This window comes from Mordavella massiliensis, from assembly GCF_016901695.1.
GTDB lineage: Bacteria > Bacillota > Clostridia > Lachnospirales > Lachnospiraceae > Claveliimonas > Claveliimonas massiliensis_A.
Genome location: NZ_JACJKS010000002.1, coordinates 57250 through 83175, shown reverse-complemented (window position 1 = coordinate 83175; position 25926 = coordinate 57250). Strand labels below are relative to the sequence as shown.

Sequence of the window (25926 nt, the reverse complement as noted above, 5' to 3'; positions counted from 1 at the left end):
AGATCACCTGTCCTCCTCGTAGGATTCCCCGTCGTCATAGTCGTACGCATCGTCGTAGGACTCCCCGTAAGTCTCGTCATAGTCCCCGTCGTAGCCGTCCTCGTATGTGCCGTCGTAATCCTCCTCGTAGCCGTCCTCGTAGATCTCTTCCTCGTACACGCCCTCGCCGAGCTCCATGTAGTTCTCCGGAAGCTCGCCGGACTCGATGGCCTGGGTCTCGCTCTTGATGTCGATCTTGTATCCGGTCAGGCGGGCAGCAAGCCTCGCGTTCTGCCCCTCCTTGCCGATCGCCAGGGAGAGCTGGTAATCCGGCACGATGACGCTTGCCGTCTTCTCATCCGGATCCGCCATAACAGAGATGACCTTGGCCGGGCTTAAGGCGTTCTCGATCAGGATGCCCGGGTTCTCATCCCAGTTGATGATGTCGATCTTCTCACCCCGCAGCTCGTTCACGATGGCGCCCACTCTCGCGCCGTTCATGCCGACGCAGGCTCCCACCGGATCCACGTCCGGATCGTTGGACCAGACGGCGATCTTCGTGCGGCTGCCGGCCTCCCGGGCAATACTCTTGATCTCCACAATGCCGTCCTTCACCTCTGTGACCTCCGCCTCGAACAGGCGCTTCACCAGCTCCGGGTGGGTGCGGGACACAAGGATCTTGGGCCCCTTTGTCGTGTTCTTGACTTCCACCACATAGAGCTTGATGCGCTCGGTCGGCTTGAAGACTTCGCCCTTCACCTGCTCGTTCTCCGTCAGCATGGCGTCCGCCTTGCCAAGGTTGATGCTGATGTTCCTGCCCACATACCGCTGCACAACACCGGTGACGATGTCCTTCTCCTTCTCAAAGTACTGGTCGTAGATCACCTTCCGCTCCTCCTCGCGGATCTTCTGCAGGATCAGGTTCTTGGCGTTCTGGGTCGCGATGCGGCCGAAGGACTTGGACTCCACCGGGATCTGTACGATGTCGCCCAGCTCGTATTTGCTGTCGATGTTCCTGGCGTCCTCCAGGCTGATCTGCTCCACCTTGTCTTCCACTTCCTCCACAACTGTCTTCTCCTGAAGCAGCTTGTAGTCGCATGTCTCCCTGTCCATGATGACCTTGATGTTGTCTGCCTTTCCAAAGTGGTTCTTGCACGCATTGATCAGGGAATTTTCAATGGCGTCCATCAGCGTATCCTTGCTGATATCCTTCTCCTTCTCCAGAATATTCAATGCTTCCAGTAATTCTGTGTTCATGTGACCTTCCTCCTAAAAAAACTAAAAATCAAATGCCAGGCGGATCAGTGCGATATCGCCTTTATCAAATATCATTTCGCTTCCGTCTTCCATCCCGATCGTCACCGTATCTTTATCATACGCTTTCAGGATGCCGGTAAATTCCTTCTTCTTATCCACCATGCGGTAGGTCCGGATCTCTACTTCCTCGCCGAGGCTTCTCTTGAAATCCTTCTCCTTCTTCAGCGGGCGTCCAAGTCCCGGCGAACTCACCTCCAGGATGTAGGCCTCGTCGATAAAGTCCTTCTCATCCAGGATGTCGGAGAGCTCCCGGCTCACCGTCTCGCAGTCGTCCACGTTGATGCCGCCCGGTTTGTCGATGTAGGCCCGCAGGTACCAGCTTCCGCCCTCCCTGACATACTCCACATCCACCAGCTCGAACCCGTTCTTCTCTATAATAGGAAGAAGGATCTCCTCTGTCTTCTGTTCATACGTTTCTCTCTTCGTCAATACAAAACCTCCCATCATGTAAAGAAGAGTGAACTTTCGTCCACTCTTCTGCCGCATGCTTATGTAACTGCCATATAGTATAGCACTCATTTTCCGGGAAATCAAGGGGTTTTTCGCATTTTTTACATTCTTCCCTGTGTCCGGCCTACCCCCTGTTTTTCACACCCTGGGTATCCCGCTTCCCGATCCGCAGCCGGTTCAGGGCCACTTCCTTCTCTTTGTAGACGGCCTTCGGGTCCTCCCCGTCCTCGAAGAGGTACACCGCCTCCAGCTCGTCGTTCCTCGCAAGGCGGATGCCCCGCACGCCGACGGCCCCCTTCTTCTTCTCCGAGACCTCCCCGGCGCGGAACCGGAGGAAGTACCCGTTCTTCGACTGGAGCACCACGTACTGGTTGTCGTTGATCACTGCCACAGACACGAGGGCGTCCCCGTCCTGCAGCTTGGTGGCCGCAATGGTCCGCTTGGACACCTGGAACTCGGTGCCCTCCACCTTCTTCACCATCCCCTGCCTCGTGGCGAAAAGGAGCATGGCGAAACGCATCTGCTCGGCGTCGCACATGTAGACGATCTCCTCGGACGTACTGTCAAAGTTGCTCATGTTGTCAATGGGCTGTCCCTTGTCCCGGAATTTCCCGAAGGGCACGTCCAGCACTTTCACCTGGTGCATCCTGCCGCCGTCTGTAAAGATGCAGATCCTGCCGGTGTTGAGGCAGGTGAGCACGTACCTGTTCTCGCTGTCCGCCGCCTCCCTGTTCCTCTCGTAGGTGGCGGTGTCCACGCAGCGGGCATAGCCGAAGCGGTCCATGAGGAAGACCACCTCCTGCTCCTCGATCTTCTTCTCCTCGAAGACCGCCTCCTCGCCGTTCTCCACCACTGTCTTCCTGGGCGCGGCGAACTCTTTTTTGAACGCGTCCAGTTCCTCTATGATCACGTCCGCCATGGAGTCGTAGTTGTTCAGGATATCCTCATAGCGGGCGATGTTGGCAAGGGTCTCCTCGTGCTCCTTCATCAGGGCGTCGATCTCCAGGCCGATGAGCCGGTAGAGGCGCATCTGCAGGATGGCGTCCGCCTGCCGGTCTGTGAACCGGAGCATGGAGGCCATCTTCTTCGAGATCTTTGACTTGAAGGTGATATTGTCCGTAACGCCCTGGGTGAGGCACGCCTTGGCGTCCTGGACGCTGCGGCTGCCCCGCAGGATCTCGATGATCAGGTCGATCACGTCGCATGCCTTGATGAGGCCCTCCTGGATCTCCTTCCTCTCCAGCTCTTTGGCCAGGAGGGTCCGGTATTTCCTCGTGGCAAGCTCAAACTGGAAATCCACGTGGTGCTCGATGATCTTCTTAAGCCCCATGGTCTCCGGACGGCCGTCCGCCACCGCCAGCATGTTGACGCCGAAGGTGTCCTCCAGCCTTGTCTTTTTGTAGAGCATGTTGGTCAGGTTTTTGACGTCCGCGCCCTTCTTCAGCTCAATGACGATCCGGATGCCCTCCTTGGAGGACTGGTTGGATATATCCACGATATCGGACGTCTTCTTCGTCTCCACCAGGGCGCACACATCGTTGAGGAACTTCCCGATCCCGGTGCCGATCATGGTGTAGGGGATCTCCGTAATGACAAGGCGCTGCCTGCCGCCCTTCATGTCCTCCACTTCCACTTTTCCCCGGATCTTGATCTTCCCCGTGCCGGTCTCGTAGATCTCCGGCAGGTCATCCTTGTTGACCACGATGCCCCCGGTGGGGAAATCCGGCCCCTTCACATACCGCATCAGTTGTCTCGTGCTGATGTCACTGTTCTTCATGTAAGCCTTGACCGCGTCGATGACCTCCCCCAGATTGTGGGTGGGGATGCTGGTGGCCATTCCGACGGCGATGCCCTCCGCCCCGTTCACGAGCAGGTTCGGCACCCGCACCGGCAGCACTTCCGGCTCCTTCTCCGTCTCGTCGAAGTTGGGCACAAAGTTGACGACATCCTTGTCCAGGTCCTGCAGGAACGCCATCTGCGTGAATTTGGCCAGCCTCGCCTCCGTGTAACGCATGGCGGCAGCCCCGTCCCCCTCGATGGAGCCGAAGTTGCCGTGGCCGTCCACCAGCACCATGCCTTTCTTGAACTCCTGGGCCATGACCACCAGCGCCTCATAGATGGAGCTGTCCCCGTGGGGGTGGTATTTACCCATGGTGTCGCCGACGATCCTGGCGCACTTCCTGTAGGGGCGGTCCCAGCGGATCCCGAGCTCGTGCATGTCGTAGAGGGTGCGCCTCTGCACCGGCTTTAGGCCGTCCCGCACATCCGGCAGGGCCCGGGAGATGATGACGCTCATGGCGTAATCGATATATGATTTCTTCATCAGATCGGAGTATTCCGTCCGTATGATCTGTTCTTCCGGCATCTTTTCTTACTTCCTTCCTATATATCAAGCTCCGCCTCGGTGGCGTTCTCATAGATAAACGCGCGGCGCGGCGGCACCTCATTTCCCATCAGCATCTCCGTCACGCCGGAGGCCATGCGGGCGTCCTCGATCTCCACCAGCTTGAGGATGCGCGTCTCCGGGTTCAGCGTCGTCTCCCAGAGCTGCTGGGCGTCCATCTCTCCCAGTCCCTTGTACCGCTGCAGGGTAAAGGGGCCGTCGTGGGTCTTCCGGTAGCGCTCCAGCGCCTTATCGTCGTAGAGATACTCCTCCTCCCCTTTCTTCGGCATGGCCTTGTAGAGAGGCGGCATGGCGATGTACACGTGGCCCTCGTAGATCAGCTCCGGCATGAACCGGTAAAAGAGGGTGAGGAGCAGGGTGGAGATGTGGGCTCCGTCCACGTCCGCATCGGCCATGATGATGATCTTGTCATACCGCAGCCTGGAGATGTCAAAATCATTGCCGTACCCTTCCGAGAAGCCGCAGCCAAAGGCGTTGATCATGGTCTTGATCTCTGCGTTGGCCAGGATCTTGTCGATGCTGGCCTTCTCCACGTTGAGGATCTTGCCGCGGATGGGAAGGATCGCCTGGTACATGCGGTCCCGGGCCGTCTTGGCGGAGCCTCCCGCGGAGTCTCCCTCCACGATGAAGATCTCGCATTTGGACGCGTCCCGGCTCTCACAGTTGGCCAGCTTGCCGTTGCTGTCAAAGGAGTACTTCTGTTTGGTGAGCAGGTTCGTCTTCGCCCGCTCCTCCGTCTTCCGGATCTTGGCTGCCTTCTCCGCGCAGGAGAGGACCTTCTTCAGGTTGTCCAGATTCCGGTCAAAATAGCGGACGATCTCGTCCCCGGCCACCTTGCTGACAGCCTTGGCCGCGTCCGGGTTGTCCAGCTTCGTCTTCGTCTGCCCCTCGAACCGCGGATCCGGATGCTTGATGGATATGATGGCCGTCATGCCGTTGCGGATGTCCGCGCCGGTAAAGTTGGCGTCCTTCTCTTTCAGGATGCCAAGCTCCCTGGCGTACTGGTTCATGACCGTTGTGAAGGTCGTCTTAAATCCGGTCAGGTGGGTGCCTCCCTCGGCGTTGTAGATATTGTTGCAGAAGCCGAGGACATTCTCGTGGAACTCATTGACATACTGGAACGCAGCCTCCACCTCGATGCCGTCGGACTCCCCTTTAAAGTAGACCGGCTCGTGGACCGTCTCCTTCTTCTCGTTCAGCTCCCTTATGAAGCCCAGGATGCCGTCCGGCTCGTGGTACACGACCTGCTCCGTCTCCGCCCCGCGCTTGTCCTCGTAGATGATGGTAAGGCTCGGATTTAAGTAAGCCGTCTCGTGCATGCGGCTCTTGACCTCCTCGCCCCGGAACTTCGTCTTCTCGAAAATGGTATCGTCGGGCAGGAAATTGATCTTCGTCCCCGTCTTCTTCGTCTTCCCGGTCTTCGGCAGCAGACCGTCCTCAAGCTCCACCACCGGCACGCCTCTCTCGTAGCGGTCATGATGGATATAGCCGTCCTTGCTGATCTCCACGTCCATGTAGGTGGACAGGGCATTCACCACAGAGGAACCGACGCCGTGCAGGCCGCCGCTCGTCTTGTAGGCGGAGTCGTCAAACTTTCCGCCGGCGTGCAGGGTCGTGAACACGATGCGGGCGGCCGGAAGCCCTTTGGCGTGCATGTCCACCGGCACGCCGCGGCCGTTGTCCGCCACGGTGCAGGAGCCGTCCTTCTCCAGCGTCACGCGGATCTCACTGCAGAAGCCCGCCAGATGCTCGTCCACCGCATTGTCCACGATCTCGTAGATCAGGTGGTTCAGCCCCTTGGTCGACACGCTTCCTATATACATCCCCGGGCGCTTGCGGACGGCCTCCAGCCCTTCCAGTACAGAAATGCTCTCCGCATCATAGGTGTTCTTATTTGCCATGTTGCTCTTCCGATCCTTTCTATATGCATACTGATTTGATATTACCACAAAATGTTGGGGTATGCAAACAGAAACAGTACAACTTCCTATGAGCCGGTCAGCACAATGTGCAGGATATCCGCCAGTACTTCCATGGCGTTGCGCATTTCCTCCACGGTGTTTGTCTGGGCCCCGGCCTCCACGAGAAGGCTTTTGGGCATGAAATGCATGTTGTAGCGGTAGCCCCGCAGGTAGATCCGCCGGGTGAACCCGGGGTACTTGTTGTTGGCCGCCACCTGCATCTGCAGGGAGAAGGCCAGATTATCCTGGATGTAGGGGTTGGCGAGATAGTCGATCTCCCCGTTGGCGCGGGTCTTGCTCAGCCCGTTGAAAAACATGATCTGCGCCGTCTGCTTCCCGTTCACCTCCGTCACAAGGCGGGTTCCCTCGTTCACCCCGTCCCGGTGCAGGTCGATCACCACCTCAATGGACGGATTCTCAGCCAGGATCTTCTCCAGGTCCGGCTTTGCCAGATCGTAGGCAAGACTCCGGTCCAGCTTCCCGTCGATCAGGTCGTAGACGCCCGTATGGTGGAGGGTCGGGATCCTGTATGTATCATTGAGAAGATCCGTCAGATAGTCCCCCATCCCCACAATGGATGTGGATGCATCCCCGGGGACCGAATCCGCAAAGGACTCCTGGGAGTGGGTGTGGTAGATGAGGATCTTCGGCCCCTCCCCCTCTCCTTTGATCTTCATATCCCTGCCAAGAAGATCCGCGCCGTTCAGCTCATCCGGCCGGACCACGGTGGTGCTGTCCACCGTGTAGAAGTTGCTGAGAAGATAGTCAAAATCGCTCATCTTTTCTATGGAAGTATCGATGGGCGTCCCGGATGTGCCGGCCGCCTTCGCGGAACCGTCCGCGCCGCCTGCCGGGCTTTCGTCCGCCCCCGCCCCGCTGCCGTCCCCGGCCTCCCTGGCCAGGATCATCTCATAGGTAGCCGCGTCTTCCACATCCGTCTCCAGCCCCCTGCCTTCCTGCACATACAGCCCCGCAGGCGCCAGGAGATCCACGCACCCTGCCAGGAGGGAGGAGACGGACCTTGCCCCTCCCCCCCTGTCCGGATAGGAAGCAGCCGGCAGATATACCCGGCCGGACTGCTCTGTCAGAAATCCTGCCATCTGGCTGTCCATATCGTCAAAGGGAAGGCCACCCGCCTCCGCCGACCCGTATACGGCCAGCGCAAGGAGGGCCGCCGTGATCCCTGTCCTGCTCCGTCTGTGTCGCTTTCTCAATCGCTGTTCCACCTGCTCGTCTCCCATCTGTCCGGCGGCCCCGGCCGCCTCTACACTATATGCCGGGCGGCGGCTGCTTATGCGAAGAGACGGTTCAGCGCCTCCGAGATGGTGAAGCTGATCCGCCGCACCGTCTCATCCACATCTTTTGGCGTGACGAACATACCGTTCAGATGAGGCGCGATCAGTTCCTTCACAAGCTCGTATTTCTCCGCCGCACTGTAGCCCGAAAGGACGACCCCAACCCCTTTCAGTGCGTCGGACGATTCCATGCTTGCGATCAGATTCTCCATCGCATCGCCCACAATAGTGGCCGCATCCACCACCGTGGGCACGCCGATGGCGATGACCGGCACCCCCACCGTCTTCTGCGTGATGGCGTTCCTCTGGTTGCCGATCCCCGACCCCGGGTTGATGCCCGTATCCGAGATCTGCACCGTCCGGTTCAGCCGGCGGGTGTTCCGCGCAGCCAGCGCATCGATGGCGACGACCGCATCCGGCTTTGCCTCCCGGACTACGCCCCGCAGGATCTCCACTGTCTCCATGCCTGTCTGGGCCATGACGCCGGGCACAATGGCGCTGAGGAGGCAGACTCTCTCCCGTCCCATGGCATACTTCCCGTACTCTTTCACGATGTGCCGCGTGATGTTCAGGTTGTCAGCCACGTAGGGACCCAGCGCGTCCGGCGTCACCTGCCGGTTGCCGAGCCCGGCCACGAGCACGGAGAACTCGTCCTTATCCGCAGGAAGGAGGCGGCGCAGGTAGCGCAGGATCTCCTCCGACACCTCGCTGTGGTACCCCTCGTCCGGCACGGCCAGTTCCGGCGCCTCCAGCGTGATGTATGTGCCCACCGGCTTGCCCATGATCTTTGCGCCCTTCTCCGTCTCAATGCGGACGGTCGTCACCCGGATATCCCTCTCCCTGTCTTCTTCCTCCTCAAGGACGACCCCCGGGATCTCCACATTGTCCGCCTCAAACCGCTCCTTCTGCTCCAGGGCCAGATCCGTCCGGATACTGTACTTTTCAATCATGTCTGCTAACCTCGCTTCATCCTTTTCATTTGTGGATAGTTTTTGCAATATTTTTGGGAAATATGTATTGACATCCGGGAAACCTTGCCCTAAAATAAACTAGTATGTTTCGTTAGAACGTCCGTGTCCGGCTCTAACGAACACCCATCGATGTAGATCGAAATAGTTTGTAATGGAGGTGGACAAGTTGGCTAACATCAAATCTGCTAAGAAGAGAATTTTAGTAAACGAAACAAAGGCTGCTAGAAATAAGGCAATCAAATCTAAGGTAAAGACCTGTGTGAAGAAAGTTGAGACAGCCGTTGCGAACAAGGATGCCGCTGCTGCTGCTGAGGCTCTGAAGGTTGCTACCGTTGAGATCAACAAGGCAGGAAGCAAGGGTGTATATCACAAAAACACCTGCGCAAGAAAGATTTCCCGTTTAGCAAAAGCTGTAAACGGAATTGCTTAATAATAAAAGAAATAAAAAAGACAACCATACCGTCAGTGGTTGTCTTTTTTATTTGTCTTACGTTTCCCGTATGTTCTACAGAGCCGAGTGCCCGTAGCTGTTTACAAAGGCGTCTATCTTCTGTCCCGCCGCGCACATCGGGCAGTTGCCGTCCGAGAATTTCTCATAGCCCACCACTTCCTTCTGGGTGAAGACTGCGTTGATATCCATGCCCGCCACCTTGGAGACAAGACTGAACACGGAACAGATCCCGTTCACACTGCCGCCGTAGTAGAGAATACTCTCAATGGCCTGCAGCATCGTCTTGCCGGTGGTGATCAGTCCGGCCACGATGAGCACACGCTGCCCCTCGATCATACGCCGCACGTTGTCGCGGAAGATCATCTGGCCGGCCTTGTTCGTCTCAGGCGTGACAATGGAGATATTTTTGCCCGTGTTGATGGACACCGTGCCCGGCCTGGACAGGATGTCCGCCACGAACGTGCCCACGACCTCCATGCCATCCAGGCATACGATCGTATCCACCTCCGTGGAGGCGAGGTAGGGCTCCGCCATCACCTTGGCCGTCTCCCTCGCATTGTTGCACCGCGATTTGACCGTGGACAGGTCAATGTACGTGTTGACGTGGGAATGGGTTGTCACGAAATGTCCCTTCATGACCTTCACCCGTGCCTTCGGGTTTTTCCAGGAGCGGAGATCTTCAAAATGCACATCCATACTCTTAGTTCCTCCCTTCTGCCTTGTGCAGTTTTTTCATTTTTCTGTTATTCTGTATTTTAGCACAAATTAGTAAAAAGTGGAATATTGTCAGAAATATTTTATCCATTTTATTCAAAAAAACGCCCCCCGGAGCTGCTGCCCCGGAAGACGCCTTTCTTACTGTTTTCTTACTAGTTGTTGATCAGCTTGTCCTCGCCGTTCCAGCTGTAGAGTTTTCTGATCTCCTCGCCGATCTTCTCTGCCGGATGCTCGGAAGCCAGTTTTCTCATAGCCTTGAAGTGTACCTGGCGTCCCGCGTCGGACATGTCAAGCAGGAACTCTTTCGCAAAGGATCCGTCCTGAATGTCGGAGAGGATCTGCTTCATAGCCTTCTTCGTCTCCGCTGTGATGATCTTCGGCCCTGTGATGTAGTCGCCGTACTCCGCCGTGTTGGAGATGGAGTATCTCATGCCTGCGAAACCGCTCTGGTAAATCAGGTCTACGATCAGCTTCATCTCATGGATGCACTCGAAGTAAGCGTTTCTCGGATCGTATCCGGCCTCTGTCAGAGTCTCGAAGCCTGCCTGCATCAGGGCGCACACGCCGCCGCACAGAACAGCCTGCTCGCCGAAGAGGTCTGTCTCTGTCTCAACCCGGAAGGTCGTCTCAAGAAGTCCGGCTCTCGCTCCGCCGATGGCAAGACCGTATGCCAGCGCGCGGTCCCATGCCTTTCCTGTGGCATCCTGCTCTACAGCGATCAGGCAGGGCGTTCCCTTGCCGGCCTGGTACTCGCTTCTTACCGTGTGACCCGGCGCCTTCGGAGCGATCATGGTAACGTCCACGTTCTTCGGCGGCTTGATGCATCCGAAGTGGATGTTGAAGCCATGGGCGAACATCAGCATGTTGCCTTCCTCCAGGTTGGGCTCGATGTCGTTCTTGTACATGTCGGCCTGCTTCTCGTCGTTGATCAGGATCATGATCACGTCCGCCTGCTTTGCAGCCTCAGCGGCTGTGTATACTTTGAATCCCTGCGCCTCGGCTTTCGCCCAGGAGCGGCTTCCCTCGTAGAGGCCGATGATCACGTCGCATCCGGACTCCTTCAGGTTCAGCGCGTGAGCGTGTCCCTGGCTGCCGTAGCCGATGATCGCGATCTTCTGTCCCTCCAGAGCCGCCATATTACAGTCTTCCTGATAAAAAATTCTTGCTGCCATTTTTACATTCCTCCTACTTATTCATGACTTTTCTATTGTTAAAGGTACTATCCTTTAGCAGTCTTTTTTCCCGCTGTTCTCCGGAGTCCACGTCCATGTGTTCCCGTCGTCGTCGATGCACGTGATGTTCCGGACTCCTCTGGACAGACCGGCGATCCCCGTCCTGGCAAGCTCCAGGATCTCGTAGCCGTCCAGCAGATCCAGGAAGGCCTCCAGTTTGGACTGGCTTCCCGTCAGTTCCAGGATCAGGGATTCTTTCTCCACATCCACCACCTTGGCCCGGAAGATATCCGCCACAGCGATGATCTCCGCCCGCTGCGCCGCGTTCGCCCGCACCTTCACCATGATGAGCTCGCGGTAGACAGACTCGCCTTCCTTGAGCACCTTGATCTCGATGACGTCCTCCAACTTGCGGACCTGCTTCTCGATCTGGGACAGGATGAGCTCGTCTCCGCTTGCCACGATCGTGATCCTTGTAAATCTCGGATCCGCAGTGACACCGGCCGTGATGCTGTCAATGCTGTATCCTCTCCTGCTGAACAGACCGGAGATACGGCTCAGCACGCCGGGCGTATTGTCCACGAGCAATGAATAGACTCTCTGCATATCTGCACCTCTTTTCTCTTTCCATAAAAAACAGAGTGTGGTCTGTTTAAAACAGAGTGCGTTCTGTTTTTTTATCATAGCAAGGATCTCTTTTTTTGTCAAGCAATTTGCAGGAAGTTTTAGGAGTTTTCGGATGCCTGTCTCAGCGCCCGATCTTCTCTGCCAGCTCGCTGAGGTACACCCACCTCTCCATCTTCCCGTCCAGCTGCGCCTGCACCGCCTCTTTTTGCTCCATCAGTTCCCGGAGTTTCACGGAGTTTGTGGCGTTGGCCATGATCGCCCCGTCCAGCTCCTCCAGCTTTGCCTCCAGGGCTGCGATGTCGGCATCAATGGTCTCGTACTCCCGCTCCTCCTTGTAGGTAAACTTAAGTTTCGCGCTGTGGTGCTGCTTCCAGTCCGCCGCGCTCCCGGCCGCCGGTTTCTTCTGCGCGCCCTCTCCTGCCTGTTTCTTCCCGGCGTCCTGCTCCCGGCTGTCCCGGGCCATAACATAGTCTGTGTAGCCGCCCTCATACTGCGCAAGTTTTCCTTCCCCCTCAAAGGCGAAGATGCGGTCCGCCACATTGTCCAGGAAATACCGGTCGTGAGAGACAGCCACCACGATGCCGGTGAAGGAGGACAGGTAATCCTCCAGGATGGTCATGGTGGCGATATCCAGGTCGTTCGTGCACTCGTCAAGGACAAGGAAATTCGGATTGGACTGCAGGATGCCCAGCAGATACAGCCGCTTCTTCTCCCCGCCCGAGAGTTTCCCGATGGGGGAATACTGCATGTCCGGCGTAAAGAGGAAGCGCTCCAGCATCTGGGAGGCCGTGATCCGCCCTTCCTTCGTCTGCACATACTCCCCAATGTCCTTCACATAGTCGATCACCCGCCGGGCTGCATCCATCTGCGGCAGCTCCTGGGAAAGGCAGGCGATGCGCACGGTCTCTCCCACTTCCACCTCCCCGGCGTCCGGCTGCACTTCCCCCGCGATGATCTTCAGGAGCGTGGATTTGCCGCAGCCGTTCGGCCCTACGATGCCCACTTTCTGGTTCTTCAGGAAAATATAGTCAAAATCGTCGAGCAGCACCTGTCCTTTGTAGGACTTGCTGATATGGTGGAGCTCCACTGTCTTTTTCCCCATCCGCGTCTCCACCGAATCGATCTGGGCCGTCTCCTGCACAGCGGGGCCGGTCTGCTGCTTCAGCGCCTCCAGCCGCTCCAGCCGCGCTCTCTGCTTGGTGGATCTGGCGCGGCATCCCCGCTTCGCCCACTCCAGCTCCATGCGCAGCACGCTCTTTCTCTTGCGCTCGGCGGCCAGCTCCCTCTCCTCCCTCTGGGCTTTCAGCTCCAGAAATGTGGAGTAGTCCCCCTCGTAGGAATAGATCTTTCCGTCGTCGATCTCCAGGATCCTGTCCGTCACCCGGTCAAGGAAGTACCGGTCGTGGGTCACCATGAGGACCGTGCCCCGGAATGAGCGGAGATATTCCTCCAGCCAGTCTGTCATTTCCTGATCCAGGTGGTTGGTCGGCTCATCCAGAAGAAGCACGTCAAAGGAGTCCGCCAGAGTTTTTGCCATGGCGGCCCGCTTCTTCTGCCCGCCGGACAACGTGTCGATCCGCGCCTCCCAGTCTGTGATCCCCAGCTCATTCAGATTGCTCTGCACTTTCCAGTCCGTGTCCGGATCTCCGGCGAAGGCGTAGGAAGCGACCGTATCGTCCGGCCCAAACGCCGGTGTCTGGGACAGGTATGCCATGCGGATGCCGCTGCGGGTGACGACCTGCCCCTCATCCGGCGTCTCCAGGCCGGCCACAAGCCCGAGGAGCGTCGTTTTCCCCGTGCCGTTGATGCCCACAATGCCAACCTTGTCCCCCTCCTGCACACCGCAGGAGGCGTCCTCAAAGACCGTCTTTCCGCCAAAAACTTTGCTGATATGTTCTATATTGATGATGTTCATATACATACCTCTTTCTTTTTCATACGCTGCAAACAAAAACACATGCAGCAGATCCTTTGCACATACTGCTATTTTATAGGATTTCCCTTTTTCCGGCAAGTTTTATTGACTGTTCCCCGGGGGCACATGCTATAAAATATATAAGGAAGCGGTAACAGGAGGACATGCGCTATGAAAATAAAGGAAGCAGAGGAAAAGACCGGGCTCACCCGCAAGGCCATCCGGTACTATGAATCAGCCGGCCTCATCCGGCCCGGCCATGCGGACAACGGATATAAGGACTACGACGATGCATCCATCCGCCGGCTCCTTCTTATCCGGAAGCTGCGTCTGCTGGATTTCTCCGTTCCGGAAATACGCCGGTATCTGGACGGGGAGGACACTTCCCATATACTGGAAGGGATAATACAAAACAAACAAAAAGAACTGCGTCAGGCAAGACAGGTCCTCCATCTGCTGCAGAAGCTTCACAGGGGAGCCAGCCTGGAACAGCTGGATGTGGAATCCGCCCTTCTTGAGAAGGCACTCACAGGGACTCGCCGCATCCTCTCCGGCAACCTTCTCTTCGCCCTGTGCAACCTTTGCTCCTTCTTTGTGATCACAGGCGTTCTCATCTTCCAGATGCTGAAGGATCCCGTCTTCACACTCCCGCCCTGGCTTTTGCTCATCCAGTGCTCTCTCACCGCCATCTTCGGCATCTGGAAGAGCCGGCTTAAAGCCAGGGCTCTTGAAAAAGGCGTCTTCCTGCAGATGATCATGCCTGCAGAGGCCATTGTTCTCTTTCTTCTGTGCGCCTTTACCTTCGCTGTCGCCGGACAGATGGTCCTCAGCCGGGGCTGGCTGATCCGGGAGGCCATCCTGCAGTCCGGCAGTGATCCGGCTGCCGCGGCGGCGGCAGTTCTCCAGGGGCTCTGTCTTCTTCTCTACGCAGCCCTGGATCTTGCCATGATCATCCTGCCTTTCACCCCGGCCATGCGGTCACAGGCAGAATTTCTGACAAAAAGGACCACGCCAGGTTAGGGGCAGCACCCCCGCTTCAGGGGCAGACAGGCATGAAAAGAGGGCCTCCCAAAGTCGTGACCGACTTCAGGGAGGCCCTCTTAGCTGGTTTCAAAGTGTATATGGTTCTCTTATTTATGCATTCCGGGCAGCCTTGCGGGCAGCGCGCTTCTTGCCGTACCAGAGGATCAGCGCCACATAGAGCACGGCTGCTGCGATACCGATCACATATGCTGCACCCCACGGTACGTTGAAACCGATCTTAGCGTTCACGATGTATGTGATGGTAACGAACGCGTACCATGCGCCCGGGATCAGCGGCATCCAGACGAATTTTGCCTTGCCGTTCTCGAACATCCATACAGAGATGGCGATGAACGCGAACAGGGACAGGGTCTGGTTGGACCATGCGAAGTAACGCCACAGGATGTTGAAGCCCTCTGCGTTCATCTTCGCGAACACAAGGATCACTGCAACAAGTGCAAAGATCACTGCTGCCAGGGAAAGGCGCTTCGCCACGTTCTTCTGGTCAAGGTGCAGGGCGTCGGACACTGCCATACGCAGGGAACGGAGCGCCGTGTCGCCGGATGTGATCGGCAGCACGATAACGCCGAGAAGGGCGATGATACCGCCAACCGGTCCGAGGATGTCCTTGCAGACAACGCCGATGGTCGCTGTAGCCAGTCCGGCATCAGCAGCCTGCAGGCCCAGGTTGTATACGCCCATGGCGCCGGCAGCCCATACCATGGCGATGAAGCCCTCCAGAACCATCATGTTGTAGAATGTCATGCGGCCCTGACGCTCGCTCTTCATCGTACGGGAGATGATCGCCGTCTGTGTGGAGTGGAATCCGGAAAGGATACCGCAGGCCACGGTGATGAAGAAGATCGGGATGAAATGGTTTGCGCTGAAGTAGTCACCGTAGGATACGAGAACGCCGTTCCAGTTGTCCCAGATGTTGATCAGCGGATAGCCCTTTGCAAAGAGGCCGACGAACACGCCGACTGCGGAGAACAGAAGGATCGCTCCGAAGATCGGGTAGATACGTCCGATGATCTTGTCGATGGGGAACACGGTTGCGATCAGGTAGTAAACGAAGATGACACCGTAGATCACCCATGTAGATACGGATGTCGCCTTGCCGTCAAATCCGAATACCTGTGTCGCGGCGATGTCGCCCGGTGTGTAGATGAACACCGCGCCTACCAGAAGGAGCAGCAGGCTGCAGAAGATCTGGTAGAAGGTGTACACGCCTTTATTGCTGTACTTGCGGATCATGTCCGGCATCTGTGTGCCGCCGTCACGCAGACAGATCATACCGGAGAAGTAATCGTGCATGGCTCCGCCGATCACGTTTCCGATCGGGATGGTGATAAATGCGATGGGTCCGAAGAGGATACCCTGGATAGGTCCGAGGATCGGGCCTGTACCTGCAATGTTCAGCAGGTTGATCAGACTGTTCTTCCACTCTCTCATGGGAACATAGTCCAGACCGTCCTGTTTGGTGTAGGCAGGAGTCTTCCTGTCGTCAGGACCGAATACGTGCTCGCAGAACTTGCCGTACAGCGCTGCGCCGACAAACAGGATCGCGAGACCGATGATAAAAGTTGCCATATCATTTCCTCCTTTTCTCATTCCATATATAACACTTTTACACACTAAAATAGTATAGCATTGTCATTATGTACTGTAAAGAAACAATTTTAATCTCTCATCACTCCTGTTTTCTTGATCTTTTTTAACATTTTTCCTGTGGTAACGACATTTCTTCTCAAATACAGAACGCAGTGCTATAATAAATGGCATCACTGACAGGAAGAGAGGTACTGCTTGTGCTTGACTTTTTACAGGAAGAAGGGATCGACCCCCGCGTCATACAGGGGATCGGGGAATTCCGGCGCCGCTACGCGCCGTCCGGGGATGCGCTGTCGCGCCCCCGCTACTACTATTACGGGAAGAAGGTCTGGGAGCAGGCCGCCCAGGCGCTCCTCGCCGGGGAAAACCTCCTGCTGGCAGGGGCCAAGGCCACAGGCAAGAACGTGCTGGCGGAGAACCTGGCCGCTGCTTTCGGCCGTCCTGTCTGCAACATTTCCCTCCACATCAACGCGGATGCCACCACCATGCTGGGGACAGACACCTTCCGGGACGGGGAGGTGACTTTCCGGCCGGGTCCGGTGACGGAGGCGGCCGAAGGCGGCGGCTTCTGCGTGCTGGATGAGATCAACATGGCCCGGAACGAGGCGCTGGCTGTTCTTCACTCCGTGCTGGACTTCCGCCGCAGCATCCGGATCCCCGGCTACCGGCAGGTCGGGATCCACGGCGCGGCCCGCTTCATCGCCACTATGAATTACGGCTACGCCGGCACCCGGGAGCTGAACGAGGCCCTCTCCTCCCGGTTCATGATCCTCACCATGCCGGAGATCGCCGGGGAGGATCTCTCCAGAATGCTGCAGAAGGAGTTCCCCTCCCTGCGCCCGGAGTACGTCCGCCAGTTCACCGCCCTCTTCCTCGACATACGGGACAAGTGCAGGAGCGGCGAACTGACAGAGAAAGTGCTGGACCTGCGCGGCCTTCTTGGCGCAGTGCGCATGATGGCCGGCGGCCTTGCGCCCATCGACGCCCTCAACATGGGCATCACCAACAAGACGCCGGATACATACGAGCAGTCTCTCGTGCAGGATATCATCTCCTCCCGCATCTCCGGGAAAACAGACCGGGACAAACTCTTCGGGGACCGGGGGTAGGCTGGAGGATACAGCAGGATAAAGGAAGGATTCGTTATGGAGCAGGGGCAGCTGACCCGCCCCCAGAGGCGGGCTCTCAACATCATATGGACCGCAGCCGGCGATTACTCTTTCACGCCGGCTTTCACGGCGTTTCTGGAAGACGGGGAGCCGGATCTCTACATGAACGCCATCATAGGCTATGTGCGCAAATGGTATGATCCCGCCGTTATGGATCCCCTCTTTGACCAGATCAGCCGCTCCTTCTTCAGCGAGACGCTGGACGGCCTTCTGTGGGTCGCCCTGGAAAACTGTGCCTTTGAAAAGGAGGCGCCCCTGCGCCCGGTTCTCGCCGAGCTGCGGGCCGCCCACGCCCGGGACTTTTTTGACCGGGAGCTGACCCGCTCCCGGCAGCAGTGGATGGCGCAGAACAGCCTTGTCTACGCTCTCCAGGCGGCCCGGTGCCGGGTGATCCTCGGCAGGGATCCCGGCCTTGTCAACCCCTGGGAGCGGAGCCTGTTTGAAGCGCTGCAGCTTGACGGCTCCCTGACGGCCGAGGAGGTCGCGGCGCGGATCCGGCACATTTTCCGCCGGTATTTCCCCGCCTCCGGCTGGAAGCGCTCCCCTGCTTTTGTCAGGGAGCTCCGCAGGAAGCTGAACCGCTTTCTCATCCGGAAAATGCCCTCCCGGCTTGTGCGCACCGACACCTTGCTCATGATCGGACCTGCAGGGCGCGAGGGGATCCTCGCGCAGGGGCGAAAGGGGCTTACAGCCGGGCGCAGGGATCCGGCCGCGCAGCGGGCGGACCGCCTCTATATCGAGGGCTGCTTCGGCCTGCCCCTCTACCCGGATGACGTGAGCGCGCGCATCGACCAGGCGCTGTGCACCGGCGCCCACGAAAACTGCCACCTCTACTTCACCGCAGGACAGAAAAGCGCGGTTCCTCCCCGGGACGGCGTCATCGGGAAGGTCCGCCGCGACGCCGCGTGGCAGATGCAGAAGAACAGGGCCCACTTTCAGAGCAGGCGCCTCCTCTATAAGAACAGCATCGCCAGGCTGACGGAGCAGATCCGCAGCTCCCTCCTCGTCCACGCCCAGCCGGTTCCCCTACGCAGCCGGTCCGGAGCCGTCTGCCCGTCCCAGGTGTGGCGGGGACTCTACCTGCACGACCCCCGCATCTTTCAGGATACCCTTGAGGAGACGGATGCGGATTTCTCTGTGGATCTCATGCTGGACGCATCCGCTTCCCGGCTGCAGGACCAGGAGGTGATCGCCGCCCAGGGCTGCGTGATCGCCAGAAGCCTGCAGGCGTGCCGCATCCCCGTGCAGGTCTTCTCCTTCCTGAGCGTGCGTGGCTACACGGTGCTGCAGCGCTTCCTCGGATATGAAGACATGCAGGCGGAAGATACGCAGCGGATCTTCCAGTACTTTGCCGCCGGCTGGAACCGGGACGGCCTGGCGCTGCGGGGCGCCTGGCAGCTGATGAAGGACGCGCCCGCAAAGAACCGGCTCCTCATCATCCTGACCGACGCGAGTCCCAATGACGACCGCCGGATCCCCGCCGATCCCGGGAAGCGGCAGTTTGTAAGCCAGGACTATTCCGGGAAGGCCGGAACGGACGACACAGCCAGAGAGGCGCGGGCCCTGCGCCGACAGGGGATCCACCTGTGCGGGATCCTTACCGGGAGCAGCGGGGACACCCACGCCGCCAGAGAGATCTTTGGGAATGATTTTGTCCGCATTGAGAAGATGGAGCGGTTCGCCGACGCAGCCGGCGTCCTCATCCGGCGGCAGATAGAAAAACTGACCATGGGGTAATCCCATGGCCAGTTTTTTTCATTTCTTTTATTTCACTTCGATCAGCTCGTAGTTCCTCGTCCCGATTCCGATCTTCTCCGCATGCTCCAGACAGAACTTCCACTCGCTCTCCGGCGTCGTATTGACGAAATGATCGTGGTGGTCGCAGAAGTCATGATCGTGCATCCGGTCGTCCAGCAGGCTGCCCGGGATGGGCTGCTGCGCGTTGCAGGCGTCTGCGCAGGCCTGGTCCAGCGCCACCGGATCAAAGCTTGCGAACATGCCCACATCCGGCAGGATCGGCAGATCGTTCTCCGCGTGGCAGTCGCAGTAGGGCGACACGTCGATGACCAGATTGATATGGAAATTCGGTCTGCCGTCCAGAACCGCCTTGGAGTACTCCGCGATCTTCATGTCCAGCTCTTTTACCGCGGAGGCGTTCTCGTTGTAGATCGCGTCAAAATTGCAGGCTCCCAGGCAACGGCCGCATCCCACGCACTTGTCGTGGTCAATGCTCGCCTTCTTCTCCGGGAACGAGATCGCGCCGTGGGCGCAGTTCTTTGCACAGACTCTGCATCCCACGCATGTGTCGCGGTCCACGGTCGGTTTGCCGCTGTTGTGCTGCTCCATCTTGCCGGCCCGGCTGCCGCAGCCCATGCCGATATTCTTGAGGGCGCCTCCGAATCCGGTCGCCTCATGGCCCTTGAAGTGGTTCAGGCTGATGAAGATGTCCGCGTCCATGACCGCGCGGCCGATCTTGGCCTCCTTCACCAGCTCGCCGCCCTCCACCGGCACAGCCACGTCGTCCGTCCCCTTCAGGCCGTCCGCTATGATGATATGGCAGCCTGTGGACAGGACCCCGAAGCCGTTCTCAAAGGCGGCGCTCAGGTGCTCCAGCGCGTCTTTCCTTCGGCCCACATACAGCGTGTTGCAGTCGGTGAGGAAGGGACGTCCGCCCAGCTCCCGGATGACGTCCGCCACTGCTTTCGCGTAGTTGGGGCGGAGGAAGGACAGGTTGCCCGGCTCCCCGAAGTGGATCTTGATGGCGACCATCTTCTTCTCAAAATCGATCTCCCCGATCCCTGCTTTCCGGATCAGCTTCTTTAACTTCTCCGGCAGGTTTGTCCCTGGAAGGGCTCTTAAATCTGTGAAATACACCTTTGACTTTTCCATCATCATCTCTCCTTTTCCCTCATCATTTATCTCTTCAGACCGGGCGCTGACAGAAGCAGCACCGCGGCAAGAATACAGAAAATACCGGCCACATCCATCCCCACGAACACGACATGCATAAAAAGTGCCGAGGCGATGGTGGCCGTAACCGGCTCCACAGACGCCAGCAGGCTGGCCCTGGGCGCCCCGATCAGACGCACGCCCTCCATGTAGAAGGAGAACGACAGGACGGTCCCCACGACAATGACGACCGCGATGGCTCCCACTCCCCGGAGATCCCACTGCCCCGCCACATGCCACGGCCTTGTGAACGCGGACAGGAAGATGCCGCCCACCAGCATGCCCCAGCCGATCACGCAGAAGGTGCCGTACTTCTTCATCAGCTTCCCGGGAAGCAGGTTGTAGACCGCCATCATGACGGCTGAACCGATCCCCCACAAGAGCGCCTCCGGCGACAGGGCCATGGAGCCCGGATTGCCGTGGGTGGCAAGGATGAACGTGCCGCCCAGGGCAAGGAGAAGGGCCGCCAGCTCATATCCCTTCGGCCTGCGGCGGCTGCGCACCGCGTCGTATGTAAGGATGATCACCGGCGCTGTATACTGCAGGACCGTCGCCGTCCCTGCGTTGGACAGTTCCACCGCTGTGTAGTAGGACAGCTGGCACCCTGCCATGCCGAGTACGGAAAACAGGAGCAGGGACACCGCATCCCGCCGGTTTGTCCAGATTTTCCAGAAGCTGTCCCTCTGCTTCATAATGACTGTGGCCAGAAGGAGCGCGCCTGCAATGAGGAGCCGCACGCTGACAAGCCACCTGGCGTTCGTCCTGTTGTGCTCAAAGAGATACTGGCCGAACACGCCGGCAAGCCCCCAGAACACACCGCCGATCAGCGCAATGGACATGCCCCGCAGCGCCTCTCTTCTCTCCATATTCGTCATCTGCTAGTCCACCTTTTTCCCGTAAAATACAAGTCCCACCACGCCCGGGCCCGCGTGGGTGCCAATGCTGGGGCTCACATCGTTGATCACGATATGGTCAAAGCCGAGCTCCCGCACCTGCTCTGCAACGCCCCGGGCGTCCTCCAGGCAGTCGCCGTGTATGACGGCCACCGGCCGCTCCTTCCCGAAGTGTTCCGTGTCAAGAGCCTGCTCCATCCGGGTCACCAGCGTCCGCAGCGCCTTCTTGCGCCCCCGGACGGTCCCATCCGACTTCAGCTCGCCGGAGGCGGTCACCGTGAGGAGCGGCTTGATGTTGATCATGCTGCCGACCACCGCCGTCGTCTTTGAGACGCGCCCGCCTCGCTGGAGGTGGTGCAGGTCGTCCACGGTAAAGTATACCTGGATGTGATCCCGCTCCTTTACAAGGATGTCGTAGACCTCATCCATCCCTTTCCCCTCCTCTTTCAGGGAGACCGCCCGCATGACGGACACGCCTTCCCCGAGAGATGCGTTCAGGGAATCGAACACCAGGATCTTCCGGTCCGGATACTCCTCCATCAGATCCCGGGCCGCCACCTGCACGTTCTGGCAGCTCCCGCTCAGGGCGCTGGAGAAGGCGATGTGAAGGATGTCCCTGCCCTCTTTCAGGATCTCTGTAAACGTCTGCCGGACCACTTCCGGATTGTTTGCCATGGACTTGGGGAGCTCCCCCTTCCGCATCGTCTCGTAAAATTCGGACGGCTCCATCTTCAGCTCGTCGCCGTACACGGTCTCCCCGAACATGTAGTACTGGGGGATCACCGGAACCATGTGCTGCGCCAGATATTCCTCCGGCACGTCGGAATTGGAGTCTGTTGTGATCACATACTCTGCCATATTCATAAACCTCCTCGTGAGATACCAGATTTCATAAGGGATATTATACTGCATCCGGACCCTGTTTACCAGTGAAGAATTTAGCAATAGACAGATTTTACTTTGCATTTCCTATATTTAATGATAAAGTAGAAAGGTAATGCAAACTATTCTTTACTGAGGAGGAACTTATGTCTGAATTACATTCTTCTGCAAAAAAAACACGCGCTTCCGTGTTTGAGTTGAGCGGTGTCCCCGCCTTCGGGCAGGCTCTCCCGCTGGCTCTCCAGCACGTGGTCGCCATGATCGTGGGATGCGTCACGCCCTCCATCATCGTCGCAGGCGTCGCGGGCATCAGCGGCAGCGACCGGGTCATCCTGATCCAGGCCGCCCTCTTCTGCTCCGCCATCAGCACCCTGCTCCAGCTCTTTCCTTTTATAAGAGGGAAGAACTTCCAGCTTGGCAGCGCCCTGCCCGTCATCATGGGCATCAGCTTTGCCTACGTGCCGAGCATGCAGGCCATCGCAGGCACCTACGATATCGCAACCATCCTGGGCGCCCAGATCGTGGGCGGCGTTGTCGCCATCATCGTGGGATTCTGCATCTCCAGGATCCGCATCCTGTTCCCGCCCCTTGTGACAGGGACTGTAGTGTTCACCATCGGCCTCTCCCTCTATCCGACAGCCGTCAACTACATGGCGGGCGGCACGTCCAGCGAGCAGTACGGCTCCTGGCAGAACTGGCTTGTGGCTTTCTTTACCCTGGCCGTCGTGACAGGCCTCAACCACTTTGCCAAAGGCTTTCTCAAGCTGGCCTCCATCCTGATCGGCATCGTGGCCGGCTACATCCTGGCCGTGCCCTTCGGGCTGGTGGATCTCTCAGGCGTGCAGTCCGCCGGGCTCTTCCAGCTGCCCCAGCCCCTGCACTTCTCCCTGAGCTTTGAGCCCTCCGCCTGCGTGGCCATCGGCCTTCTCTTTGCCATCAACTCCATCCAGGCGATCGGGGACTTCTCCGCCACCACGTCCGGCAGCATGGGCCGCATGCCGGAGGACAGGGAGCTGCAGGGAGGCATCGTCATGTACGGCATCAGCAACATCCTCTGCGCCTTCTTCGGCGGGCTCCCGACGGCCACCTACAGCCAGAACGTAGGCATCGTCACAACGACAAAGGTCATCAACCGGTGCGTGCTTGGCCTGGCAGCCATCATCCTGATGATCGCCGGCTTCGTGCCCAAGTTCTCCGGGCTCCTGACCACGATACCCCAGTGCGTGCTGGGTGGCGCCACCATCTCCGTGTTCGCCTCCATCGCCATGACGGGCATCAAGCTCATCTTCCAGCAGGAGATGAATTTCCGCAACACATCCATCGTCGGGCTCTCCGTTGCGCTCGGCATGGGCATCACCCAGGCTTCCGCGTCCCTCGCCTCCTTCCCGGAGTGGGTGACCACCGTTTTCGGAAGCTCGCCGGTAGTCGTCGCCACACTGATGGCGATCCTTTTGAATGTGATCCTTCCAAGGGAGGAAAAGAAAGCATAACTTTTTTCACCGCATCTATTGACTATTTGAAAAAAATCGGGTAGGATTAATAAATATGAATTTTAATTTATATTTATTCAAAAATTGAGGAGGATTTTCTATTATGAAGAAACGAGTATTAGCAGGATTTCTCGCTGCATGCATGGTCATGTCACTGGCCGCCTGCGGCAGCAGCGACAGCGCTTCCGAGGAGACAAATGAGACGACGGAGAGCACTTCCGATGAGGGCGGTAAGAGCGACGGAGCTGTCAAGACTGTGACAGAGGGCAAGCTGACAGTTGCCACAAGCCCGGACTTCGCTCCCTATGAGTTCTATGCCATCGACGAGGACGGCAATCCGACGCTGGCCGGCTTTGACATGGATCTGGCACAGTACATCGCAGATTACATGGGACTGGAGCTGGAGATCATCACCGTTGACTTCGACGGCGTGCTCAGCGAGCTGCAGACAAAATCTGTAGACCTCGGCATGGCAGGCCTCTCTCCGGATCCGGCCCGCGAGTCCATCATGGATTTCACAGACATCTACTACATGGGCGGTCAGTCCCTTGTGACGGTAAAGGACAACGCGGATACGTACAATTCCTTTGACGCCATCAACAACCCGGATGTCACAGTCGGCGCGCAGACCGGTTCCATCCAGCTCGACCTGGCAAACGAGAACACACCGGACGCTGACATCGTATCTCTTCCGAAAGTAACGGACATCATCTCCGAGCTTCTCTCCGGCAAGATGGACGCAGCGTACATCGAGACCGTTGTGGCCCAGAGCTACCAGAAGAACTACCCCGATCTTGAGATCGTGATGGAAGTTCCCTACGATGTGGAAGGTTCCGCCATCGGCGTATGCAAGGACAACCCGGAACTGCTTGCGGCAGTGAACGAGGCGATCAAGGCAGCGACAGAGGACGGCAGCCTGGACCAGTACATCGCAGATGCGACAGATCTGGCAGCAGGCGAGACATACGAAGGTCTGCTTGACGACAGCGGCAACGTACAGTAAGCATGAACAGCAAGAGGCGGGCTCCCACGAAGGAGCCCGTTTTACTGGATGAAAGGAGTTATCTGATTCATGGATCAATTTTTCCAGATTGAAAATTTTTCCCGGATCTCGCCCTACGCAGACCTGTTCTGGCAGGGCACGCTGGTCACGGTCCTTCTGGCCCTGTTCACAGTGGTCATCGGATTCTGCCTGGCCCTGATCCTGGCCCTGATGCGCATGTCCAACCTGCGCCCCTTCCGGGCCCTCGGCCTGGACGCGGACGGACATCCTAGGGAGAAAGGCTTTCTCGCTCTTCTCTCCCGCTTTAACCCGCTGGATTTCATCGCCACCGCCTATGTGGAGATCCTCCGCTCGACCCCTGTGATCGTGCAGATCTTCATCATCTACTACGGTGTGTTCAGCCTCATTGAACTGCCCGGCTTCCAGCTCTTCGGATTCATCAAATTCGACCGCTTCCTGCCCGGCGTTGTGGCTCTGGGCATGAACTCCGGCGCCTACCTGTGCGAGATCATCCGCTCCGGCATCCAGTCCATCGATTCCGGACAGACGGAAGCCGCCCGCTCCCTCGGCCTTTCCCAGGGACAGAACCTGCGGTTCATTATCCTGCCCCAGGCGATCAAGAACATCCTTCCCGCGATCGCGAACGAGTTCGTCGTGATCATCAAGGAGTCCGCCATTACATACACCATCGGCGTGCAGGATATCATGTCCGCTGTCAACGCGGTGCGCGGCGCAACATTCATCATCATCGAACCCTTGCTGGTGGCAACAGCGATCTACTTCTGTCTCTGTTTCCCCACCTCCAAAGCGATCGCATACGTAGAAAGGAGGATGAGCCGTGGAGACAAGAGATAGCCTGATCCAGGTCACGGATCTGAAAAAGCATTACAAGGGCGGCACCATCAAAGCCCTGGACGGCGTGACCGTCGATATCAACAAAGGCGATGTGATGGCAGTCATCGGGCCTTCCGGTTCCGGCAAATCCACGTTCCTCCGGAGCCTGAACCTGCTGGAGGAACCCACAGGCGGCTCCATCATTTTCAACGGCATTGACATCACAAAAAGGAAATATAAAAATGAAGAGGGAAAAACGGTAAAGCTCAACATCGACGAGCTGCGCCAGAAAATGGGCATGGTGTTCCAGCACTTCAACCTCTTCCCCCACATGACGATCCTGGACAACATGACGCTGGCCCCCATAAAAGTGAAAGGCGTCTCCAAGGCCGAGGCTGAGGCAAAGGCGCTGGAGCTTCTGGACCGTGTCGGTTTAAGGGACCGCGCCGACGCCTATCCGATCCAGCTCTCAGGCGGCCAGAAACAGCGTGTCGCCATCGTCCGCGCCCTGGCCATGGAGCCGGAGGTCATGCTCTTCGACGAGCCGACTTCCGCTCTCGACCCGGAGATGGTCGGCGAGGTTCTGGATGTGATGCGCGAGCTGGCCGAGGAAGGGATGACCATGGTCGTCGTGACGCACGAGATGGGCTTTGCCCGAGAGGTTGGCAACCGCGTGCTGTTCATGGCAGACGGGAAACTTCTGGAGCAGGGGGATCCGAAGGAGCTCTTCGATCACCCGCAGAATCCGAGACTCCAGGATTTCCTCTCGAAAGTCCTGTAATACCCGATCCCGGAGGAACTTCCTTCGGGATC

Annotated in this window: 22 protein-coding genes; 8 read left to right on the top strand and 14 right to left on the bottom strand. The window is 58.0% G+C overall.

Annotation, left to right across the window (positions count from 1 at the left end; all coding sequences use genetic code 11):
- Window positions 1-3: 3 nt before the first annotated feature.
- From nusA to gpr, 6 genes are all read right to left on the bottom strand, one after another.
- A complete protein-coding gene (gene nusA / locus H6A20_RS01730; protein WP_204905439.1) occupies window positions 4-1236 on the bottom strand; it encodes a transcription termination factor NusA in 1233 nt (410 codons plus the stop codon).
- Between the two features lie 21 nt (window positions 1237-1257).
- Window positions 1258-1725 (bottom strand): ribosome maturation factor RimP, encoded by a 468-nt coding sequence (locus tag H6A20_RS01725; protein WP_204905438.1) that lies wholly within the window; start codon window positions 1723-1725, stop codon window positions 1258-1260.
- A gap of 145 nt (window positions 1726-1870) precedes the next feature.
- Entirely contained in the window at window positions 1871-4111 is a 2241-nt protein-coding gene (locus tag H6A20_RS01720) for a DNA gyrase/topoisomerase IV subunit A (protein ID WP_204905437.1), read from the bottom strand.
- Between the two features lie 17 nt (window positions 4112-4128).
- Window positions 4129-6051, bottom strand: coding sequence for a DNA gyrase/topoisomerase IV subunit B (locus H6A20_RS01715; protein WP_204905436.1), 1923 nt, complete (start codon window positions 6049-6051; stop codon window positions 4129-4131).
- An 86-nt stretch (window positions 6052-6137) separates the two neighbouring features.
- Entirely contained in the window at window positions 6138-7337 is a 1200-nt protein-coding gene (locus tag H6A20_RS01710; RefSeq protein WP_338106546.1) for a stage II sporulation protein P, read from the bottom strand.
- Between the two features lie 65 nt (window positions 7338-7402).
- Window positions 7403-8356 carry a GPR endopeptidase gene (gene gpr, locus H6A20_RS01705; protein ID WP_204905434.1) on the bottom strand — a complete coding sequence of 318 codons (954 nt, stop codon included), beginning with the start codon at window positions 8354-8356 and terminating at the stop codon, window positions 7403-7405.
- 187 nt (window positions 8357-8543) lie between these two features.
- Between gpr and rpsT the strand changes: the two genes are divergently transcribed.
- The gene (gene rpsT, locus H6A20_RS01700; RefSeq protein WP_204905433.1) at window positions 8544-8807 is read left to right on the top strand and encodes a 30S ribosomal protein S20; all 264 of its coding nucleotides are present in this window, start codon (window positions 8544-8546) and stop codon (window positions 8805-8807) included.
- Between the two features lie 75 nt (window positions 8808-8882).
- Here rpsT and H6A20_RS01695 read toward each other — a convergent pair whose 3' ends face one another.
- The 4 genes from H6A20_RS01695 to H6A20_RS01680 all read right to left on the bottom strand — a co-directional run bounded on the left by H6A20_RS01695 (window position 8883) and on the right by H6A20_RS01680 (window position 13259).
- Window positions 8883-9524, bottom strand: coding sequence for a type I phosphoribosyltransferase (locus tag H6A20_RS01695; RefSeq protein ID WP_204905432.1), 642 nt, complete (start codon window positions 9522-9524; stop codon window positions 8883-8885).
- A 173-nt stretch (window positions 9525-9697) separates the two neighbouring features.
- Window positions 9698-10717, bottom strand: a complete 1020-nt coding sequence (gene ilvC / locus H6A20_RS01690; protein WP_204905431.1) for a ketol-acid reductoisomerase — start codon at window positions 10715-10717, stop codon at window positions 9698-9700.
- Window positions 10718-10771: 54 nt separating this feature from the next.
- Window positions 10772-11323 (bottom strand): acetolactate synthase small subunit, encoded by a 552-nt coding sequence (gene ilvN / locus H6A20_RS01685; RefSeq protein ID WP_204905430.1) that lies wholly within the window; start codon window positions 11321-11323, stop codon window positions 10772-10774.
- 142 nt (window positions 11324-11465) lie between these two features.
- Entirely contained in the window at window positions 11466-13259 is a 1794-nt protein-coding gene (locus tag H6A20_RS01680) for an ABC-F family ATP-binding cassette domain-containing protein (RefSeq protein WP_204905429.1), read from the bottom strand.
- 171 nt (window positions 13260-13430) lie between these two features.
- Between H6A20_RS01680 and H6A20_RS01675 the strand changes: the two genes are divergently transcribed.
- Window positions 13431-14279 (top strand): MerR family transcriptional regulator, encoded by an 849-nt coding sequence (locus H6A20_RS01675; RefSeq protein ID WP_204905428.1) that lies wholly within the window; start codon window positions 13431-13433, stop codon window positions 14277-14279.
- A gap of 114 nt (window positions 14280-14393) precedes the next feature.
- On the opposite strand, the gene H6A20_RS01670 is transcribed toward H6A20_RS01675, so the two are convergent.
- Window positions 14394-15872 (bottom strand): carbon starvation CstA family protein, encoded by a 1479-nt coding sequence (locus tag H6A20_RS01670; protein WP_204905427.1) that lies wholly within the window; start codon window positions 15870-15872, stop codon window positions 14394-14396.
- Between the two features lie 185 nt (window positions 15873-16057).
- On the opposite strand from H6A20_RS01670, the gene H6A20_RS01665 reads away from it, so the two are divergent.
- Both H6A20_RS01665 and H6A20_RS01660 read left to right on the top strand, forming a co-directional pair.
- Window positions 16058-17002: an AAA family ATPase gene (locus H6A20_RS01665; RefSeq protein ID WP_338106545.1), complete on the top strand. Its 945-nt coding sequence runs from the start codon at window positions 16058-16060 to the stop codon at window positions 17000-17002.
- 36 nt (window positions 17003-17038) lie between these two features.
- Window positions 17039-18799, top strand: a complete 1761-nt coding sequence (locus H6A20_RS01660; RefSeq protein ID WP_204905426.1) for a vWA domain-containing protein — start codon at window positions 17039-17041, stop codon at window positions 18797-18799.
- 27 nt (window positions 18800-18826) lie between these two features.
- Here the strand turns inward: H6A20_RS01660 and H6A20_RS01655 are convergent, their stop codons facing one another.
- From H6A20_RS01655 to H6A20_RS01645, 3 genes are read right to left on the bottom strand one after another with little or no spacing between them, the layout of a single operon-like run.
- Window positions 18827-19951 (bottom strand): DUF362 domain-containing protein, encoded by a 1125-nt coding sequence (locus tag H6A20_RS01655; RefSeq protein ID WP_204905425.1) that lies wholly within the window; start codon window positions 19949-19951, stop codon window positions 18827-18829.
- Window positions 19952-19977: 26 nt separating this feature from the next.
- Complete coding sequence (locus H6A20_RS01650; protein ID WP_204905424.1) at window positions 19978-20886, bottom strand: DMT family transporter; 909 nt, start codon at window positions 20884-20886, stop codon at window positions 19978-19980.
- 3 nt (window positions 20887-20889) lie between these two features.
- Entirely contained in the window at window positions 20890-21762 is an 873-nt protein-coding gene (locus tag H6A20_RS01645; RefSeq protein WP_204905423.1) for a DegV family protein, read from the bottom strand.
- A gap of 170 nt (window positions 21763-21932) precedes the next feature.
- Here H6A20_RS01645 and H6A20_RS01640 point away from each other — a divergent pair, with 170 nt between their 5' ends.
- The 4 genes from H6A20_RS01640 (at window position 21933) to H6A20_RS01625 (ending at window position 25894) form a co-directional block, all read left to right on the top strand.
- Window positions 21933-23276 (top strand): uracil-xanthine permease family protein, encoded by a 1344-nt coding sequence (locus H6A20_RS01640; protein ID WP_204905422.1) that lies wholly within the window; start codon window positions 21933-21935, stop codon window positions 23274-23276.
- 103 nt (window positions 23277-23379) lie between these two features.
- Window positions 23380-24279: a transporter substrate-binding domain-containing protein gene (locus tag H6A20_RS01635; protein WP_243426090.1), complete on the top strand. Its 900-nt coding sequence runs from the start codon at window positions 23380-23382 to the stop codon at window positions 24277-24279.
- A gap of 69 nt (window positions 24280-24348) precedes the next feature.
- A complete protein-coding gene (locus H6A20_RS01630; protein WP_204905421.1) occupies window positions 24349-25134 on the top strand; it encodes an amino acid ABC transporter permease in 786 nt (261 codons plus the stop codon).
- A gap of 1 nt (window position 25135) precedes the next feature.
- Complete coding sequence (locus H6A20_RS01625) at window positions 25136-25894, top strand: amino acid ABC transporter ATP-binding protein (protein ID WP_204905579.1); 759 nt, start codon at window positions 25136-25138, stop codon at window positions 25892-25894.
- Window positions 25895-25926 lie beyond the last annotated feature (32 nt).